This is a genomic window from Pleomorphomonas sp. PLEO (assembly GCF_041320595.1).
Taxonomy (GTDB): domain Bacteria; phylum Pseudomonadota; class Alphaproteobacteria; order Rhizobiales; family Pleomorphomonadaceae; genus Pleomorphomonas.
Window position 1 is genome coordinate 1496943 of record NZ_CP166625.1, and the last position, 17665, is coordinate 1514607.

General features: G+C 63.4%; 16 protein-coding genes. 8 read left to right on the top strand and 8 right to left on the bottom strand.

The features are described 5' to 3' along the window. Window positions 1–185 precede the first annotated feature (185 nt). Complete coding sequence (locus tag AB6N07_RS06650; protein ID WP_370677018.1) at window positions 186–1259, top strand: ABC transporter ATP-binding protein; 1074 nt, start codon at window positions 186–188, stop codon at window positions 1257–1259. Continuing rightward, complete coding sequence (locus tag AB6N07_RS06655; RefSeq protein ID WP_370677019.1) at window positions 1252–2124, top strand: glycerophosphodiester phosphodiesterase; 873 nt, start codon at window positions 1252–1254, stop codon at window positions 2122–2124. The genes AB6N07_RS06650 and AB6N07_RS06655 overlap by 8 nt, the downstream gene beginning before the upstream one ends. Here AB6N07_RS06655 and AB6N07_RS06660 read toward each other — a convergent pair. After that, window positions 2114–2920, bottom strand: coding sequence for an inositol monophosphatase (locus AB6N07_RS06660; protein ID WP_370677020.1), 807 nt, complete (start codon window positions 2918–2920; stop codon window positions 2114–2116). The genes AB6N07_RS06655 and AB6N07_RS06660 overlap by 11 nt on opposite strands. 125 nt (window positions 2921–3045) lie before the next feature. Here AB6N07_RS06660 and AB6N07_RS06665 point away from each other — a divergent pair, with 125 nt between their 5' ends. Beyond that, window positions 3046–3936 carry a neutral zinc metallopeptidase gene (locus AB6N07_RS06665; RefSeq protein WP_370677021.1) on the top strand — a complete coding sequence of 297 codons (891 nt, stop codon included), beginning with the start codon at window positions 3046–3048 and terminating at the stop codon, window positions 3934–3936. Between the two features lie 55 nt (window positions 3937–3991). Here the strand turns inward: AB6N07_RS06665 and AB6N07_RS06670 are convergent, their stop codons facing one another. After that, window positions 3992–5695, bottom strand: a complete 1704-nt coding sequence (locus AB6N07_RS06670) for an SPASM domain-containing protein (protein WP_370677022.1) — start codon at window positions 5693–5695, stop codon at window positions 3992–3994. Between the two features lie 283 nt (window positions 5696–5978). Here AB6N07_RS06670 and AB6N07_RS06675 point away from each other — a divergent pair, with 283 nt between their 5' ends. The 4 genes from AB6N07_RS06675 (at window position 5979) to AB6N07_RS06690 (ending at window position 9360) form a co-directional block, all read left to right on the top strand. Continuing rightward, window positions 5979–6128: a hypothetical protein gene (locus AB6N07_RS06675; RefSeq protein WP_370677023.1), complete on the top strand. Its 150-nt coding sequence runs from the start codon at window positions 5979–5981 to the stop codon at window positions 6126–6128. A gap of 463 nt (window positions 6129–6591) precedes the next feature. Next, complete coding sequence (locus tag AB6N07_RS06680) at window positions 6592–7098, top strand: phosphatidylglycerol lysyltransferase domain-containing protein (protein WP_370677024.1); 507 nt, start codon at window positions 6592–6594, stop codon at window positions 7096–7098. After that, window positions 7095–8624: an AcvB/VirJ family lysyl-phosphatidylglycerol hydrolase gene (locus AB6N07_RS06685; protein ID WP_370677025.1), complete on the top strand. Its 1530-nt coding sequence runs from the start codon at window positions 7095–7097 to the stop codon at window positions 8622–8624. Before AB6N07_RS06680 ends, AB6N07_RS06685 begins: the two co-directional genes overlap by 4 nt. A gap of 316 nt (window positions 8625–8940) precedes the next feature. Next, a complete protein-coding gene (locus tag AB6N07_RS06690; RefSeq protein ID WP_370677026.1) occupies window positions 8941–9360 on the top strand; it encodes a response regulator in 420 nt (139 codons plus the stop codon). A gap of 7 nt (window positions 9361–9367) precedes the next feature. On the opposite strand, the gene AB6N07_RS06695 is transcribed toward AB6N07_RS06690, so the two are convergent. From AB6N07_RS06695 to AB6N07_RS06710, 4 genes are all read right to left on the bottom strand, one after another. Further along, window positions 9368–10573 (bottom strand): histidine kinase dimerization/phosphoacceptor domain -containing protein, encoded by a 1206-nt coding sequence (locus tag AB6N07_RS06695; RefSeq protein WP_370677027.1) that lies wholly within the window; start codon window positions 10571–10573, stop codon window positions 9368–9370. Between the two features lie 478 nt (window positions 10574–11051). Next, complete coding sequence (carA, locus tag AB6N07_RS06700; protein WP_370677028.1) at window positions 11052–12251, bottom strand: glutamine-hydrolyzing carbamoyl-phosphate synthase small subunit; 1200 nt, start codon at window positions 12249–12251, stop codon at window positions 11052–11054. Window positions 12252–12387: 136 nt separating this feature from the next. After that, window positions 12388–13362 (bottom strand): glycerophosphodiester phosphodiesterase family protein, encoded by a 975-nt coding sequence (locus AB6N07_RS06705; protein WP_370677029.1) that lies wholly within the window; start codon window positions 13360–13362, stop codon window positions 12388–12390. Window positions 13363–13500: 138 nt separating this feature from the next. Next, entirely contained in the window at window positions 13501–14433 is a 933-nt protein-coding gene (locus AB6N07_RS06710) for an NmrA family NAD(P)-binding protein (RefSeq protein ID WP_370677030.1), read from the bottom strand. A gap of 73 nt (window positions 14434–14506) precedes the next feature. On the opposite strand from AB6N07_RS06710, the gene AB6N07_RS06715 reads away from it, so the two are divergent. Further along, window positions 14507–15310, top strand: a complete 804-nt coding sequence (locus AB6N07_RS06715) for a helix-turn-helix domain-containing protein (RefSeq protein WP_370677031.1) — start codon at window positions 14507–14509, stop codon at window positions 15308–15310. A gap of 36 nt (window positions 15311–15346) precedes the next feature. Here the strand turns inward: AB6N07_RS06715 and AB6N07_RS06720 are convergent, their stop codons facing one another. After that, window positions 15347–16105: a sulfite exporter TauE/SafE family protein gene (locus AB6N07_RS06720; protein WP_370677032.1), complete on the bottom strand. Its 759-nt coding sequence runs from the start codon at window positions 16103–16105 to the stop codon at window positions 15347–15349. A 178-nt stretch (window positions 16106–16283) separates the two neighbouring features. Then, a complete protein-coding gene (locus AB6N07_RS06725; RefSeq protein ID WP_370677033.1) occupies window positions 16284–17618 on the bottom strand; it encodes a sorbosone dehydrogenase family protein in 1335 nt (444 codons plus the stop codon). Between the last annotated feature and the right edge of the window lie 47 nt (window positions 17619–17665).

Below are 17665 nucleotides of genomic sequence, written 5' to 3' on the forward strand. Positions count from 1 at the left end.
GGCGGGCATCTCCGGGCATCCGCTTAGCCCGAAAAGTCTGCAACTTTTCGGGCGGATGCCTGAACTTCGATTTCTCCGCTTCCGGTGCTCACGAACACCAAGTTCGCTCCGCTCCGGTTCTCGAAACCATCGCCATCTGCCTCGCCCCAGCGAGTTTCGGATCAGGCTCTCTCAGGACGTTTCCCATGGCTCAGGTTCGTTTGAGCGGCATCGCCAAGATATTCGGCAAGGTCACGGCGCTCGATGCCATGGATCTCGTCATCGAGGACGGCGAACTCGTCTGCCTGCTGGGGCCGTCGGGCTCCGGCAAGTCGACGCTTCTGCGCATCATCGGTGGCTTCGAGACGCCGAGCGAGGGCACGATCGCCATCGACGGCGTCGATGTCACCGATCTGCCGCCGGAGCGGCGCCCCACAGCCATGGTGTTCCAGAGCCATGCCCTGTGGAGTCATATGACCGTCCACGGCAACATCGCCTTCGGGCTGAAGCTGCGCCATCTGCCGAAGGCGGAAATCCGCGACCGCGTCGAGAAGGTGCTCGATCTCGTCGGTCTTTCCGGCTATGGCGGACGCCTGCCGAGCCAGCTTTCCGGCGGCCAGCAGCAGCGCGTGGCGCTCGCCCGCTCCCTGGTGATCGAGCCGAAGATCCTGCTGCTCGACGAACCCTTCGCCAGTCTCGACCAGCATTTGCGCGAACGCCTGCGCGACGAGGTGCGCGACATCCAACAGCGCCTCGGCATCACCGCCGTGTTCGTTACCCACGGCCAGGACGAGGCGCTGGCGATTTCCGACCGCATCGTCGTGCTGGCGGATGGCCGCATGCAGCAGGTCGGCCGGCCCGGCGAGATCTACGCCGAGCCGAAGACCGCCTTCGTTGCCGGCTTCATCGGCGCCATGAACATGCTTGTGGGCACCCTGGCCGACGGCGAGGTGACCGCCGGTGGCCTGCGGCTGCCGGCCGAGGGCAGCGGCCCGGCCCGCCTTGCCATCCGTCCGGAAGACATCGCGCTGTCCGAACCGGCGGAGGGGTGTACGGTGACGGTGCGCCGGATGATCGATTTCGGCGCGCATGTGGTCATCGACGGTGCGCTCGCCGACGGCACCCATCTCCGCATCCAGACCGACAAGGCCATCCGCGTCGAGCCCGGCGAACGGATCGGCATCCGCGTCGACAATTGGACGGTGTTCACCGAGGGCGCCGAACCGCGCCGTTACCGCTCCGACACGGAGCGCTCCTTTCGCGACGTTCGTTATGCATGACCTCGACGAGGCGGGCCTCGATCTTTACCGCGACGGCCATCGCACCCGGCTCAAATGGCACATGGGTCGGCGCGTCCGTTCCGACGTGCCGTTCACGCCGAACCGGACGGCTGAGGCGATGGCGGTGGGCGCCAGCTTCGAAGTGGATCTCAATCCTCACGCCGGGGCCGGTTTCGCGGTGCTGCATGACGAAACGCTCGATCGGGAAACCGACGGCCACGGGCCGGTCGCCTCGGCGCGGCCGGACGATCTCCGGCGGCTGAAGCTGCGCCGGCCCTCCGGCGAAATCACCGACGAGAAGGTGTTGCTGCTCGACGATCTGGCGGGCTTGGTGCGCGCTGGCTCGGTGCATCCGGAAACGCTGATCCAGCTCGACCTCAAGGTGGGCGCCGACGTCATCGACGAGGCTACCGTCGAGGCTTTCGCGGCCGTGCTCTCAGGGGTCGCGCCGCATTTCATTCTGTCGGGCGGCGACCGCGACGCGGTGGCGCGGCTTGGCCGGGCGACGCCGGGTCTCAACCTCGGCTTCGATCCCTGTAACGAGCGGACGGTCGATGAGATTGAGGCCGGCGGCGATCTCGACGCTTTCGTTGCCGATGCACTGGCGGCCTTGCCGGAAGCGAGCCTCATCTATCTCGATTATGCTGCGATCCTCACCGCCGACAGGCGTGGCTTCGACCTGATCGCCGCGTTCCATAAGGCGGGCAAGCGCATCGACGCCTACACGCTCGATCTCCATCACCCCGGCGCCGACGACAGCCTCCGCCGGTTGATCGCGCTCAAGGCAGACCAGATCACCACCAACGAGCCCGACGCGGTGGCGCGGCGAGCGGTGGAGTTGGGGCTTGCCGCCGTTACGCCGTGAAGCGTTCTACCAACCACGGGTGAACGGTCGGCGTCGCGGCGAGCACGGCGCCGGTGTCCGGAATGGCGCCGCCGTCGAAGCCGCCGACCAGACCGCCGGCTTCCTCGACGATCAACACGGAAGCCGCGTAATCGTGCGGCGACAGGCCATCCTCGAAGAAGGCGTCGTGGCGGCTGGCCGCCACATATGCGATTGACAGCGCCGCCGAGCCCATCCGCCGCATGGTGGCAGCGTGGTCCATGATTTCCATCAGCACTTCGCGGTAGCGGGCCACCGGCATTGACTTGACCTGGCCGGGGATCGGCAGGCTGGCGCCGATCACCGCATGGTCGATGTCGCGCCCCTGACGGACGGTGAGCCGTGCCCCGTCGAGAAAGGCGCCATGGCCGCGTTCGGCGTAGAAGAGTTCGTCGCGCATTGGATCGTAGACGACGCCGGCGTCGATGCGGTTACCGCGCAGCAGCGAGATCACCACGCCGAAGAAGGGAATGCCCCAGGCGAAATTGGTGGTGCCGTCGATCGGGTCGATCAGGAAGCGCGGCGCGTCGGGCGCACCCTCGCGATTGCCGGCTTTCTCCTCGCCATTGATCGACCAGTCCGGATAGGCCTCGGCGAGTTCGGCGGCGATGGCGGCCTCGACCGCCACGTCGGCCGCCGTCACGTAGTCGCGCGCCGCCTTCTCGTCCACCTCTGCCTGACCGCAGGCGGCAAAATGCTTGCGGGCGATACCGCCGCCAAGGTGAGCGGCGGCGATCATGGTGGCAAGCAGCGGCGAAATGGCTTCGATCTCAGGCATGGTCCGGACTCGGCTCAGGAAAAGACGCCTCTACATGCGCTGCCGAGACGACAGTCCTGTGTCAGCTATGGCGGAACTTGCCGCGCGTTTTGCTGTTATACTCTGAGACAGCGGAGGGGCAGGGCATGCAGTGGAGAGGGCGTCGCCAGAGCGACAACATCGAGGACGTCAGGGATAGCGGCGGTGGCTTTTCCGGTGGCGGCATGCGCTTTCCAGGTGGTGGCTTCGGCGGCGGTCGCGGCGGTGGCCTTTCCATCGGCGGACTGATCGTTCTCGGCCTGGTGCTGTGGTTCCTCGGCATCAATCCCATGGTGCTGCTCGACGGCAGCATGGACAGCGGCTCGACAAGTGGCAGCTCAACGGCGATCGATCGGCCGCGCGCGGGCCAGCATGACGAGATGCGCGATTTCGTCGCCACCGTGCTCGGCGACACCGAGGACACCTGGACGGAGATCTTCAAGGCGAACGGCAAGCGCTATACGGCAACGCCGCTGGTGCTGTTCTCTGGCCAGATGCGGTCGGCCTGCGGCTTTGCCAGCGCGGCGAGCGGGCCGTTTTATTGCCCTGAGGACGGCAAGGTCTACATCGACCTCGCCTTCTATGACGAACTGCGCCAGAAGTTCGACGCCCCCGGCGATTTTGCCCAGGCCTATGTGATCGCCCACGAGGTCGGCCATCACGTGCAGGACCTCCTGGGCGTGCTGCCGGCCTTCAACAAGAAGCGCCAGAGCCTCGGCGAGGCCGCCGCCAACGCGCTGTCGGTGAAGGTGGAGTTGCAAGCCGATTGCTACGCCGGTGTCTGGGGCCATTATGCCGAGAAGAAAGGCATTCTCGAACCCGGCGATCTCGACGAGGCGCTGAACGCCGCCACTCAGATCGGCGACGACGCCATACAGAAGCGGACGCAAGGCTATGTGGTGCCGGAAAGCTTCAACCACGGCTCGTCAGCCGACCGCAAACGCTGGTTCAAGGTCGGCTACGACAAGGGCGACGCGGCGGCGTGCAATACGTTTTAGGACGGCGGCGAATGACTATTGATAACTAACGCCGTGCCTCCGCCATCGGCTGAGTTCACGCGTTTGCCCTCCGTGCATCCGAGAGGTCAGAACCTGACGAAATGGGGATCACAGGCTCGGGTGCCCCCTTCGTAGTGACGGCATCGATTTCCCTTTGTCGGTATGCACTTAGTCTATCGAATCCGAGAGCAGACAGTGCGTCGGCCTCTGCCCTGAGGATGCCGATGTCACTGGGGAACCGGATTCTACCCGCGGCACAAAGAGCGACCGTGGTCGCGAAAGCCCCGGTCCGTATCGTCTCGCCAAGAGCTTGCAGCAAATCAGACTGGCTATACTCCCGACCAAGCCGGTCAGAGGGTAGCGACGCTTGCAATGCGTTTTCCCGCCAGTTCGCGACATCGTAAAGATGTGCGATCGAACCGCCCAAGATCGGATGGCGCAGCGTTTCAAGAAACGCCAGATGGAGTGGATGGTTCGGATTGCCGATGTTCTTCTCGGGATAGCTTGCGGCAAGATGACCGCCGGTATTTTGGATCATGTAGAAGCGTATGGTGTCGGCACCAAGCTGCGCAGCGAAGGCAACCATGTCGGGCAGTTCATGATAGTTATCGGCCTGGACAGTGGCGTTAAGGTGCATCTCACTGACTGCCCCCGCCGCTCGTCTTGAAGCGATAAAGATGAGATTTTGGTGGAGCGTCGCCCATTTGCCAGGCCGACGTAAAATCTCATATACCCATGGCGTACAGCTATCGATTGAGATGTTAACAAGAGGGCGATATTTTTCTAGGCCCGAATATTCCGACCAGCGACTTTCTGTCATGAGAAGGCCGTTGGTGTGAATGTCAAGATCGATGTTTAGTTCTCGATTTGCAATGTATTTAAGGATAGAGCGATAGTGAGGACTAGACCACGGATCGCCTTGTCCGGAAACTGAGAGTTTTACCTTGTTTTCCGAATGCAGTATTGGATGTATTACTTGTTCTTCTATTTTCTGAAGGGGCTTTTCGAAAGATTTGTCTAAGCCTAGCGTCTGGTCGCGGCAAGAGGGACAGGCAAGGTTGCAAGTGAGATCATGGCCCAGAAACAGCCACCGCGGCCTCTCGTCGAGGATGACAAGGCTTTTGCCGATTACATTCCTGAGCCCTGGGTCCGTGACCTCGTCGGCATCTGGCAGTGCATCTTCCATGATCAGCGTGCACCGCTCTTTGTTGCAGTAGCGGAAACTGCCGTCGAGGATGCTGGCACGCATTTCCTGGGCGCTCTGGCTATTCCAGCAGGCCTCCAGCCCGCCGTCGGCGAGTTGGCCGAGACGCTTCTTGGTCCAGATCGAGCAGCAAGGCGCGACCGAGCCGTCGATCAGGGTCTCGAACTTCGTAAATGGGGCCTCACAGAACTTCCCAATCAGATTCGGTGGGCGGTCGGGGTTCGAAAGGTTGCGCAGAAAGAATTTGGCACCTGCGATTTCCGTGCAGTTCGGCCAAGAACCTTCCAGTTCTCCGAGTTTGGCTATCCCTGATTGCTCGTCGACTGCCACGCCGAACGAAACGGCATGAATGAGACGCAGAGCCTTGATAATCCTGAGATCGTCCTGCAGCGGAAGGATTGCCTCGACGAACGCAATGAAAGCTGGCCCGTGTTCCAACGTGACGTGTTCGCAAAGAACGGCCCATACGTTGGGATGGTCCACACCGTCGCCAAGGATAGATGCTGCCGCATCAATCAGAGCGCGGAATCGTTCACTCGGATCGATGTCTTGCATGCCCATTCCCCTCAGGCCTGCTACGCGGCGTCGCAACAGTGCTGTCTGTTGAACGTGCGAACGGCTAGGGGCAGGCACCAGATTCATCCAAGATACGGCGCCAGATAGCCGCTCTCAGCCCCGCGAGCTGAGCCGGATGACCTGATGATCAGCTCCTTGGCCTCTCTCTGCCCCTTGGGGCTCACCGAATAGGTCAGTCCCACTTCCTGCATCGAGAAGCCCGCGAACCCCTCGCGCACCGCGGGCAAGCAATTCCTGGAAAAGCGGGGGCCGCCTCTGCCAGTTGATCGCAATTCAGCGAGCCGTGGGGGCGATCGCCGCCGCCAAGGGTCTCACCATGGCGCTGGCGTCCATCCCGATCACAGAGCTGTTCGGCACTTTCACAGCGCTGGCCCTCGCCGTGGTCGGCATCAATGGGAGAGCGTCGTCCTGATGAGTTACGGCAAGGGACGGCGGTCTGCACTATTCTGTAGTTTAGAGACACGTCGTGGCTGCGGACCTCGCAATCAAGCTTAATTTTCAAATGAAATGAATGGTCTGATTGAAAACAATACGTAGATATATGCGTGCGGTGCCCGGATATAGGCCGTCACGGGTCGAACTTTTTATGTCAATAATGCTTATATTTATGAATTTCTACGGCGGTAACCGCTTCGAAAGATGCTGTCCGCTATGACAGGACGTGTATAAGTCCTGCGATCAAGCCGGCACTACTGGTTGGTGCGGCGATCTGAGATTGTTCTCGTCGAAACTCTGCCCGAAGCCGGTCTTGTATTCGGCGCCAATGCCTCTCCCAGAAGGCGTTGCCGAAGGGCGAAACGTCTTCACCGTCCACAATTGCATCATCACAGAACCGCGCACCGAGCAGTCATTGGCGGACGCGCAAGAAGGGCTCTATGCAGACGGCCGAAGCCACCGAAGTCGTGCCGACAGCTTCCTTTTTCGTGCGCAATCGCTCGGTGATATTCGCCGCGCTCGCCTTAGCCGTGGCCGCGCTATCGTTAATCGCGCGCCGTGCTGCCCTCGGTGTCGGACTGGCGCTTGCCGCTTTTGTCGCCCACCAACTGACGCGCCCGCCCAAAGGTTACGCCAAACCGGCCGCGCCGGACGACATTGCTCGCGTCGCCGCCCGCTCCGAATTGGTCGGGAGATTCGTCGAACTTGTCCGCGAACACCGCGGTCGGGCGGTGTTCTACCAAGTGGCGGCGCGCAAAATCTCCCTCTATGCCGACTTGGGCCTGTCGGCTTTCAAACTTGGTGAAAACGCGATCGTCGATCTCTCTGTTTCCGATATCAAAGGCTCGAGGCGCAGCAGCTTGCGCAATGGGCTCAACCCGCTGCTCACCTTGGCCGATCTGACCTTCGTCATCGGCGGCGGCTTGCGAGGAGTGGTCGCCAAATGAAGCGCGCCCTGAGTCTTTTGGCTGGCTGCATCGTCGCGCTTGTCATCGCCGTACCAATCGCTGCCTATTTCGTTCTGTTTGCTCGCCTCGACCCCGGTGATCCGAAAATGCTCGTGGTCGGCGAGGTGGTTGCGCCGCGCGGCGCGGCAAGCGGCATCGCCTTTTATTTGTCAGGAGCCGGCGGATACTCTTTATGGGACGGCATTGCCGCGCGACGGCTCGCCGCCGAAGGCAACATCGTTGTCGGCATCGATACGCCGAAGACCCTCGACAAAGGCGCGGCGGCGGCGAAGGACTGCGCCTATTTCGTCTCCGACCTCGAACAGGTGAGCCATGACCTTCAGCGAATGCTCGCCTCAACGCGGTACTATTCGCCGGTGATTGCCGGCGCTGGCCTTGGCGGCACTTTCGCGCTGGCGCTGGCCGCGCAGACGCCGGATGCCACCATTTTACGTACGATCGCCGTCGACCCATTGCGCGCGCTGCCCATCGGCAAGGAGCTTTGCTCGGCCGCTCCGTTTGAGAAAAGCGCCGATGGCAAGAGCATGATTTACGGCTTGCAACCAGGTCCGCTTGCCGATCCGATCGATGTCTATGCCACCGCGGCCGCCGACTCCGACGGCCTTGCCCATGTCGATGCACTGCGCGCTGCCGGTTTCGATATCGGCCGACATGACACTCAGCAGGTGGCGGCAGCGGCATTGCGGCTGGCCATTGCCCGCGCCACCGATAACGTCAAGACGGGTGACGATGCCCTCGCCAAGCTGCCGCTGACGATCCTCGCCACCGAAGCCAAGTACGACACCATGGCGATCATCTTTTCCGGCGATGGTGGCTGGCGCGATATCGATGCCCAGATAGGAAGCGCCCTCAAGGCCGCCGGCGTGCCGGTCATCGGCGTGGATTCGTTGCGCTATTTCTGGAACGAGGTTCAGCCCGGCGACGCCGCCGTTGACGTCAACGCCCTTATCACCGCCTACAGGGCGAAGTGGCATCTCTCCAAGGTAGCGCTCATCGGCTATTCTTTCGGTGCCGACGCGCTGCCGGCGATTTACGATGCCTTGCCGGATACGTCGAAGCCGAGCGTCTCGCTGCTGTCGCTGCTGGGCTATTCGGGTGCCCGTCAGTTCGAAATTCAGGTTGCCGACTTCATCCCTCTGGCGGCCACTAGATCCATGTCGACAACCCTGTCAGACCTCAGAAAGGCGCCGGCCTCGATCGTCCAGTGTGTCTACGGCCGTGACGACAAGGAAAGCCTCTGCGGCAAAATCGGTTTGCCCGGCGCCGAGCTGGTGCAACGTCCTGGGGGCCATCATTTCGATAATCACTACGCCCCCATCGCCGCCGCCATTCTGAAACGGCTGGTCCCTGTTGCGCCAGATACCAGCTCCTGGCCCCGGAATGATTTTGTCCAAATACCCGGAGACGAAGGGCACGTGGACGGCCGTCCGGTGCTCGAGTTCGACGCCGAAGCCGGGCGGAAGCGGCCGCCCGTGGGGGACGCCAAACCATCGACGGAGGGGTGACGTCGCTTTTGACCAACCGGAGAGGGATCCGTGGTCGGGCGTCACGCCGGAGGTCGGTTTTTGGCGGAACGGGTTTGAGCGCCGGGCGGAGATTGTCGCGCTCTCTCTTGATCGAGTTGAAAACAGCAATCGTGCCCCATCGGATGATGTGGCTTTGTCGCGGCACGCGAGCGTTGGCTATTGGTGCCCTGGCGTATGCGGGCCCCGACGCATTGATGGCCTGCGTAAATGCCGATGCTTGTCACCGTCAGTGAAATCCGCAACCATCGAAAAGTGCCGATGACCCCAACAAGCCCATTGGCCAAGAGATGGCATCATGCTCAAGGTCTTGATTGTTGAAGACGAATTTATGATCGCCGATATGGTCGAAGATGCTCTGGTCAACGGCGGATACGCCGTGTGCGGCATCGCGCGATCCGTCGAAGAGGCGGTTGCGCTCGGCCGGCTCCACCAACCCGACCTTGCCGTCATCGATCTGCGGCTTGCTGGCGGCGGTTTCGGCAGCGACATCGCGCCCCAGTGGGATGATCCGCACCGGATCGGCATTCTCTATGCCACCGGCAATCCGGCCTATCTTACGGCCGACGCGATCGGGCAAGGTTGCCTGACCAAGCCTTATAGCATCCCCGATTTGCTGCGCAGCCTGGAAATCGTAGCGACCGTCGTCGCCAATGGCGCCGTGGCGCCGCCTTATCCACGCGGGCTCAAGTTGCTGTCGCAAGCGTTGCCCGGCTGACCGGCTATTACGCTAGAGCGCCGGCCGGAAGAACCGGAAACCGGATGGTCCAAAGCGTGCCGTGATTGTTTTCGACCTCAGTCGTTCCGCCTAGCTGTTCGGCCAGACGTCGTACCAGACCGAGCCCGTGCCGCTTGCTTTCGGTCCTCATGGTGAAGCCTGGACCGTCGTCGCGGACGGTCATGGTCGCCATATCCGAGTGATCGCTGGCGCCCCGCACGGCCACCGCGATCTTGCCCACGCCGTCCGGGAAAGCGTGGTCGAAGCTGTTGGCGAGCAGCTCGGTGACGATGAGGCCCAAGGCCGTGACGGAATTGAGATCGAGGAAGATCGTGTCGCTGGCGCAGGTGAGCGTCACCGCGCCGGACGGTGAGTCCTGGATTTCCGCCAGATTGGCGCACAGCGACTTCAGGTAGCCGCCAAAATCGGTGGTCCGGCTCATCTCTCGGCCGAGCAGATGGTCGTAAACCTGGGCCAGCGTCGACACGCGGCGGACGATGGCCTTGAGCCCGCGTCGGCCATCGAGATCCGGCGTGTCGTTCACCTGCTTGTCGAGCATGCCATAGATGAGCTGCAGATTGTTGCGCACCCGATGCTGGAGTTCCTCGGCCAGCATCTTCTTTTGGTCCAGCAGCCGGTCCTTTTCCTCGACCGCCGTCGCCATCTGGGCGATGGTCGAGCGCAGGGTCGCCGTGCGTGTCGATGTGGCTACGGCCTCGGCAAGCACATTGGCAAACCCGGTCAGGAAGTCGATGTCGTGCTGGTCGTAGTCGCACCGGCGGTCATTGTCGATTTCCAGCACACCATAGGGCTCATCGGTCCCTTTGATGATGACATCGACGGTCGAAACGACGCCGTGTTCGGCATAGAAGGCCGGCAGCACGAACTCGCTGTCCTTGCGCAGGTCCCTGGAGACCGCCGGCTGGCCCGTGCTGAAGGCTCGGCCTTGCGGCGAGCTGGCGTCGGCGCGCGAGACGACGTTGCCGACGACACCGGGCTTCCAGCCGTAACCGGCTTCGACGAGCAGATCGTTTTCCTCTGGACGGTAGCGGCAAACCTTTGAGAACGGCACGTCCATGCTCTCGGCGCAAACCCGAGCGGCTTCCGACAGGACCGCCATCAGATCGCCCTGGCGAAGCGCGAAGCTGCCGAAACTTGCGAGAGCGGCCTGCTGACGCAGCAGCTTGGTGACGGTAGTCTTGGGCTCGTCCATCGATAATCCTCAATCTGGCGCGCTAGTGGAGCGCTCCTGAACCGGCGAAGAGACCGCCGATGGTGCTAATCCGAGGGGTGCTGATGATTTGACTCCGACATTCGGTCTGGGCGGGAGCGGATACGAATGCCGGAGTCGAACCATTCGTCCGCCCCGGGGTGGGGATGCCGAAGGCGGTGATGTCGTCACAGGCATGCCCCCAGAAGCTGGGAAACGGCAGGCCGGCAATTTCGGGCAGCGCTGGCGCATGTCGTCGCGTGCCCTATGACGGCGGCACACGCGGCATCGTAAAATCAATGCTGAAAATTGCCAGGGTCGGATTGTACCTAGAGCGGTAAGCAACCAGATGGAAACATCGGGTTATCCGGTGAATGCCCTGGATTGTTTTGCTGAAGCTGCCACTTTCGGTGAGCCCAAATGAAAACCGGCCAGAAAGCGCGAGGCTTCTGGCCGGCTTGCCGTCATTTGGCGAAATGGATCACGCCCGCTCGGGCACCGTCGGCTCGCCCTTGGTCTCGCGGATCAAGTTGACGAAACGCTTGAACAGATAGTGGCTGTCCTGCGGGCCGGGGGACGCCTCGGGGTGGTACTGCACCGAGAAGGCCGGCTTGTCTTTCACGCGCAGGCCGCAGTTGGAGCCGTCGAACAGCGACACGTGGGTCTGCTCAACATTGTCCGGCAGGCTGTCGGGATCGACGGCGAAGCCGTGGTTCATCGAGGTGATTTCCACCTTGCCGGTGGTGTAGTCCTTGACCGGATGGTTGGCGCCGTGGTGGCCCTGGTGCATCTTCATGGTCTTGCCGCCGAGGGCAAGGCCCATCATCTGGTGGCCGAGGCAGATGCCGAAGGTGGGTACGCCGGACTCGATCACCGCCTTGATGGTCGGCACGGCATAGTCGCCGGTGGCGGCCGGATCGCCGGGGCCGTTCGACAGGAACACGCCGTCCGGCTGATGGGCGAACACCTCTTCCGCCGTGGCGGTGGCCGGCAGCACCACCACCTCGCAGCCCTCATCGACCAGCAGGCGCAGGATGTTGCGCTTGATGCCGAAGTCGAGGGCGACGACCTTGTATTTCTTGGCCTGCTGGTGGCCGTAGCCCTTGTTCCAGGCCCAGCTCGCTTCGGTCCAGTCGTAGCTCTGCGGGTTGGTGACCTCGATGGCGAGATCGAGACCCTCAAGGCCCGACCAGGCCCTGGCCTTGGCCTTCAGCGCTTCCAGATCGAACTTGCCGTCGGCCGCGTGGGCGATGACGGCGTTGGGCATGCCCTTGTCGCGGATCAGCGCGGTCAGCGCGCGCGTGTCGACACCGGTGATGCCGATGATGCCGCGCGCTGCCAGCCAGGTGTCGAAGCCCTTGAGAGAACGATAATTGGAGGGGTCGGTGACCTCGTCCTTCAGCACCACGCCGCGCACGCCGCTTTCGGCGGCCATGTTGACGGTTTCGATGTCCTCGTCGTTGACGCCGACATTGCCGATATGCGGGAAGGTGAAGGTGACGATCTGGCCGGCGTAGGAGGGGTCGGTGAGGATCTCCTCATAGCCGGTCATCGCCGTGTTGAAGCAGACCTCGGCCACAGCCTCGCCTCGCGCGCCGATGCCGAAGCCCTCGATGACGGTGCCATCGGCGAGCACCAGGACGGCGGTGGGCTTGGGTTCCTGCCAGGCGACGGTGGTCATGGCGGACGCTCCTTTGGGCTGAAAAGGCATCACGAACGGCGCGGCGGCGCACCAAAAAGCCGGCGCGGCGGACCGCCCGGCAGATCTGAGGCTACATAGGCGAGGCGGCCGGCGGCGTCAATGACGGAGGAAAGGTTCAGTAGCCCTTCAGCAACGGCCCGATGGTTTCGATCTTGTTGGTCCACACGTAACCATCGAAGCCGGGCGGAATGCGGGCGGCCAGTTCGGGCGTGTCGATGCCGGCCGCGAAGTCGCTACCGCCATAGGGCCCGACCAGCAACACCTCGCTGTCCGCCTCGCGCATGCGCTCCATGAAGCGGTAGGGCCAGCCCCAGACATAGGGGGCGATGTCGATCGGCAGGGCGATCATGGTGTCGCGGCAGGCGCTCGGCAGCACGCCGGTCCAGCCGTAGATTTCATAGGCAATGAGGCAGGCCTTGAGCGATGCCTTGTCGAAACCCTTGAGATCGGAAACCCTCGCCTCGGCCAGCCGCGTCGGCTCCATGCCGCCGTAGACGCCGAAGGTGGCTTCGCGCGCTTCCGGATCGGCGTTGAGCAGGGCGGCCAGCGCCTCGCCTTCCTCGGGGCGGCGGCTCTTGAAATTGACCAGGAAGGAGTGGCCGGGAAAGGCGGCGTAGACCTCGTCGAGGCGCGGCATCAGGCCCACTCCCTTGCCGCGCAACGGAAAGGTTTTGCCGCCGTCGGGGGTGTAGCCATAACCGACATCGAGCGCCTTCAGTGTCGGCCATGGCGTCTCCTCGGTGACACCATGGCCGTCGGTGCGGCAATCGAGCGTCCAGTCGTGCAGCACGGCGAACACCTTGTCCGGCGTCAGGTGGACGTCGAGCTCCACCACATCGGCGCCGGCGGCGAAGGCGGCGTGCATCGAGGGGATGGTATTCTCGATGAAATCGTGGCTGGGCGGATCGATGCGGCTTGCCGTGCAGGTCTCGGCATCGACGCCTTGGCGCGAATAGGTCTGGTGGACGCCGCGATGGGCGATGATGCGGGGCGAGCCGATGTCGGACGGCATGACCAGCCAGGAGGCGTTGAGAATATAGACGGTGCCGGCAAAGAGACCGATGCCGCCGAGAATCGTCTTGCCGCGCATGTCGGTACTCCTGCCGGCCAATATGCACGGATTGGTAGACTGTAAATGCGGCGTCTTGGGGTCGGTGCCGGCAACCGTTGGGACTGATCTCCCCCCTCATGGGGAGGAGAATGTTCGTTGGATTTGCCGGAAAGCCAATCAGTCGCGGGCGCTCCAGGTGTAAAATGTTTCGGCTTCCTGGTCATCGGCAAGGGATTTCAGATAACGGGGCTTCCAAACGTCCCTGATGAAGACTTCCATCGTAGTCGGCAGCGGGCCGCGGCTGCCGTGGAACCGGACACGCCCGTCGTTGAGGGCGGCGAGGGTCTGGCTGTCGTCGAGCCATGTTTCCGGCGTGCCAAATCGCTTGAGATACTCGGCTTCGATCTCCGGTCGCGTTCTGTCGACGAAGCGATAGGCCACGGGTCGGCCGATCTCCCGGCCGATGATCGCGGCCACTTCCGGCATGGTGAGGTCTTGCGAACCGACCTCCCGGACAACGCGCCTTTCGCCCGTCGGATGGGTCAATTCCTTGGCCGCGAGATCGGCGATGTCTTGGGTTGCCACCCACGGCGTCTTCAAATTGGGATCAAGCGACCAGCCGATCCGGCCATGCTTTGCGACGGCCCCCGTCCAGGCCAGCGTGTTCTCCATGAACCAGCCGGCGCGCAAATGGACCAGGTCGATCTGGCTGAGTTGGTTCAGCTTCTGGTCCAGTTTGTAGAAGCTCTCAAAATGGCCGGTGCTTCCTGCCACCTCCGACCCTATGGCCGTCAAGCTCACGGCCAGCCTGACGGGCGAATGGACAAGCGCATCGACAAAGCGTTGGCCAACCGCCGAATAGTGTCCGTGAATGTTGCTCCAGTCGGTCTTCACCATCAGGAACGCGGCATCGGCATCCTGAAAGAACTTGTCGAGGTCTCCGGCGCCCGTGTCGAAGCTACCCAGAAACGGCTCGGCGCCGCTGTTGACCAGCGCGTCGAGGGCCGGACCGCCCCTCGACAGGGCTTTGACCTGGTGCCCGGCGTCCAACAGAGTCCGGGTGAGCTTGGCGCCAATTCTTCCCGTTGCGCCGACGACAGCAATTCGCATGACAGCCTCCTTCAAGGTGTTGATCACCACCGGTAGCCGATTGCGCGGCGTGCGAATTTGGAGATAATGCCATATGATCTCCAAATCGGGCCAATCGGCGCGACCGCTGCGCTCCTGCGACGAAGACTTCGATCCGGAGCGGTCGGATCGCCCGGTGGTCGCCTTGCGTCTCGACTTCAGTGACTATGAGGCCGAGGTGCCGCGCCACCAGCACCGGCAGGGGCAGCTCATCCTGGCCTTGCACGGGGCCGTCACCTGCACGGCGGCCAATGGCCTGTGGATCGTTCCGCCGGACTGCGGGATCTGGATCCCCGGCGGCGTGCCGCACAGCAACCAGGTTACGCCCAATGCCCGCCTGACCTATCTGTTCGTCGAGCCCGACGCGGCGGCGCTTCCAGGAAAGTGCTGCACGCTATCGGTGTCGCCGATGCTCCGCGAGATGATCCTGCGTCTGGCGGACGTTTCCGGCAGCTACGCGCCGGACGATCACATCGGCCGCCTCGTGCGCGTCTTGCTGGACGAACTGGCGCTCATGCCGCAAGAGCGGCTGGAGCTTCCCGTCTCCGGCCACCCCAAGATCGCCATGATCGCCGCGGCTCTGACGGCGGAGCCGGGCGACCGCCGCACCCTCGGGGAATGGGCCGCCCACGTTGCCATGAGCGAGCGATCGTTGAAGCGGTTGATGGTTCAGGAAACCGGACTGACCTTCGGCCGGTGGCGGCGGCAACTGCATCTCACCATCGCGCTGCGCGAACTCGCCAGTGGCGCGACCGTCCAGAGGGTGTCGAGCGAACTCGGCTACGAGTCTCCCACCGCCTTCATCGTGATGTTCAAGAAGGCGCTCGGGGCTACGCCCACGCGCTACCTTGCAACCTGACCGGAGCGGGTTGCCAACCTTCGCGGCGTCGTGAGGTCAGCGCAGGATGCCGTCGAGCAGCGGCAGGCCGACGACCACGGCGAGCGCGATCAGGGCAAGGCAGATGCGGCGGAAGGTCGCTTCGGAGGCAACGCCGAACAGGCGCGTTCCGCCCCACAGGCCGATGCCGTAGGCCGGCGCCGTCATCAGGCAAAGCGGCACCAGCACGGAGACGAACAGGCCGCCGATCAGGAAGTTGATCAGGGTGAGCGCCGTCGACACCTCGAAATAGAGGACGATGTTGGCGCGCACGATATTGGCGGGAATGGCGCCGCCCAGCCAATAGGCGATTACTGGTGGTCCGCCCACCTGGCTGGCGCCGGAGAACAGGCCGGACAGCGCGCCGACGCCGATGGTCAGCGGCGCCTTGGGACGGCCGTGGTAGCGCCAGCCGGAGAGCAGCAGCGCGAACAGGGCGGCGCAGATGGCGATGATCGCCCAGCGGATGGTCAGCGGATCGAGGTGGGTGAGGAGATAGACGCCGGAGGGCACGCCAACAATGGCGCCCAGCGACATCACCGCCACCTCGCGCCGGTCGGCGCGGCGAAAGGCGCCGGGCACCAGACCGATGGTGGTGATGGCATCGATGATCAGGATCACCGGCGCGGCAAGGCGCGGGCCGATCAGCGCGCTCGCAATCGGCATGAAGATCAGCGCCGCGCCGAAACCTGAGAAGCCACGGGCGAGACCGGCGACGAAGGTGGTGACGAGGAGCAGCGTCAGCGTGGCGGGCGTCAGATCGGCGGGAAGCAGCATGGACGGCGACTCGGTATGGCGCCAAGCCGGCGTCCGCTTCTCCTAACGCGGTGAGCGGCGGCGCGTAAACAGCGGACAGGGGACCATGCAAGGAATCTTATGCTGCCGTGTTTTCCAGGCAACTCCTGCTCAACGCGATCCACCAGGGGAATTTGTGCTAGGTTGCTCCGCTTCGTTCTTATTTGCCCGTGACGCGCCATATCACGTTGCCAACGTCGTCGGCGACTAGGAGGCCACCGCGCCCGTCGGGCGTGACGCCGACCGGCCGACCCTTGGCTTGCCCCTTGGCGTCGACGAAGCCGGTGAGAACGTCGCGTGGCGGACCCGCCGGTTTGCCGCCGGCAAACGGCACGAAGATCACCTTGTAGCCGCTGAGCGGCTTGCGGTTCCACGAGCCGTGCTGGCCGACGAAGGCGCCGGACTTGTAGGGCGCGGGCAAGCGGCTGTTGGCGGTAATGGCAAGGCCCAGCGAGGCGGTATGCGCGCCCAGCGCGTAATCGGGGACGATCGCCTTGGCGACGAGATCGGGCCGGGGCGGATTGACGCGGCTGTCGACGTGCTCGCCGTAATAGCTGTAGGGCCAGCCATAGAAGCCACCGTCCTTTACCGACGTCATGTAATCGGGAACCAGATCACTGCCGAGTTCGTCGCGCTCGTTGACCGAGGTCCACAGCGTATTGCCGGACAAGCTGAGGCCGTTGGGGTTTCTGAGGCCGGTGGCATAGGTGCGATGTTCGCCGGTGCGGGCGTCCACCTGCCAGATTTGCGCCCGGTCACCCTCGACCGCCATGCCGTTTTCGCCGACGTTGCTGTTGGAGCCGATGCTGGCATAAAGGAAGCGGCCATCGGAGCTGGCGACGATGTTCTTGGTCCAGTGATGGTTGATCGGGCCGCCGGGCAGGGCGGTCAGCCGGGTGCCGGGATCGGAAATGGCGGTCTCGCCCCGCTTGTAGGGGTAGCGCACGATGGCGTCGGTGTTGGCGACGTAGAGCTGATTGCCGATCAGCGCGATGCCGTAGGGCGAGTTCAATCCGGTCAGGAAGGTGCCGCGGACATCGGCGACGCCGTCGCCATTGGTGTCGCGCAACAGGGTCAGGCGATTGGCGCTTGGTCCGCCGGCGCCGGCGCTGGCCATGACGCGGCGCATGACGAAGCCGAACAGGCCGGGGCTATCCTCGGGCTTGGGTGGCGCGGCGCTCTCGGCCACCAGCACGTCGCCATTGGGCAGCACGTAAACGTTTCGTGGATGATCGAGGCCAGAGGCAAAGGCGGTGAGCTTCAGCCCTTCCGCCGCTATGGGCGTTTCACCGGCCGGCCAGCCGACAGCCGGTGCGATGTTGACCCTGGGAATGGCGCTGCCGACCGGTTTGACGATCTGAGGCGTCGGCCCGATATCGGCATTGGGCGGCAGGACGGAATGATCGCCGCAGGCGGTGAGCCCAAGCGCGACAAGGGGGAGGAGCAGCCAAAGCGTTGGCGCGGTGACGCGCTCAGAAACATCAAAACCGCGCATGCCCAAGTCTCCACCCCAATAAGGGAAATTACGCTGGGCGCATCGGC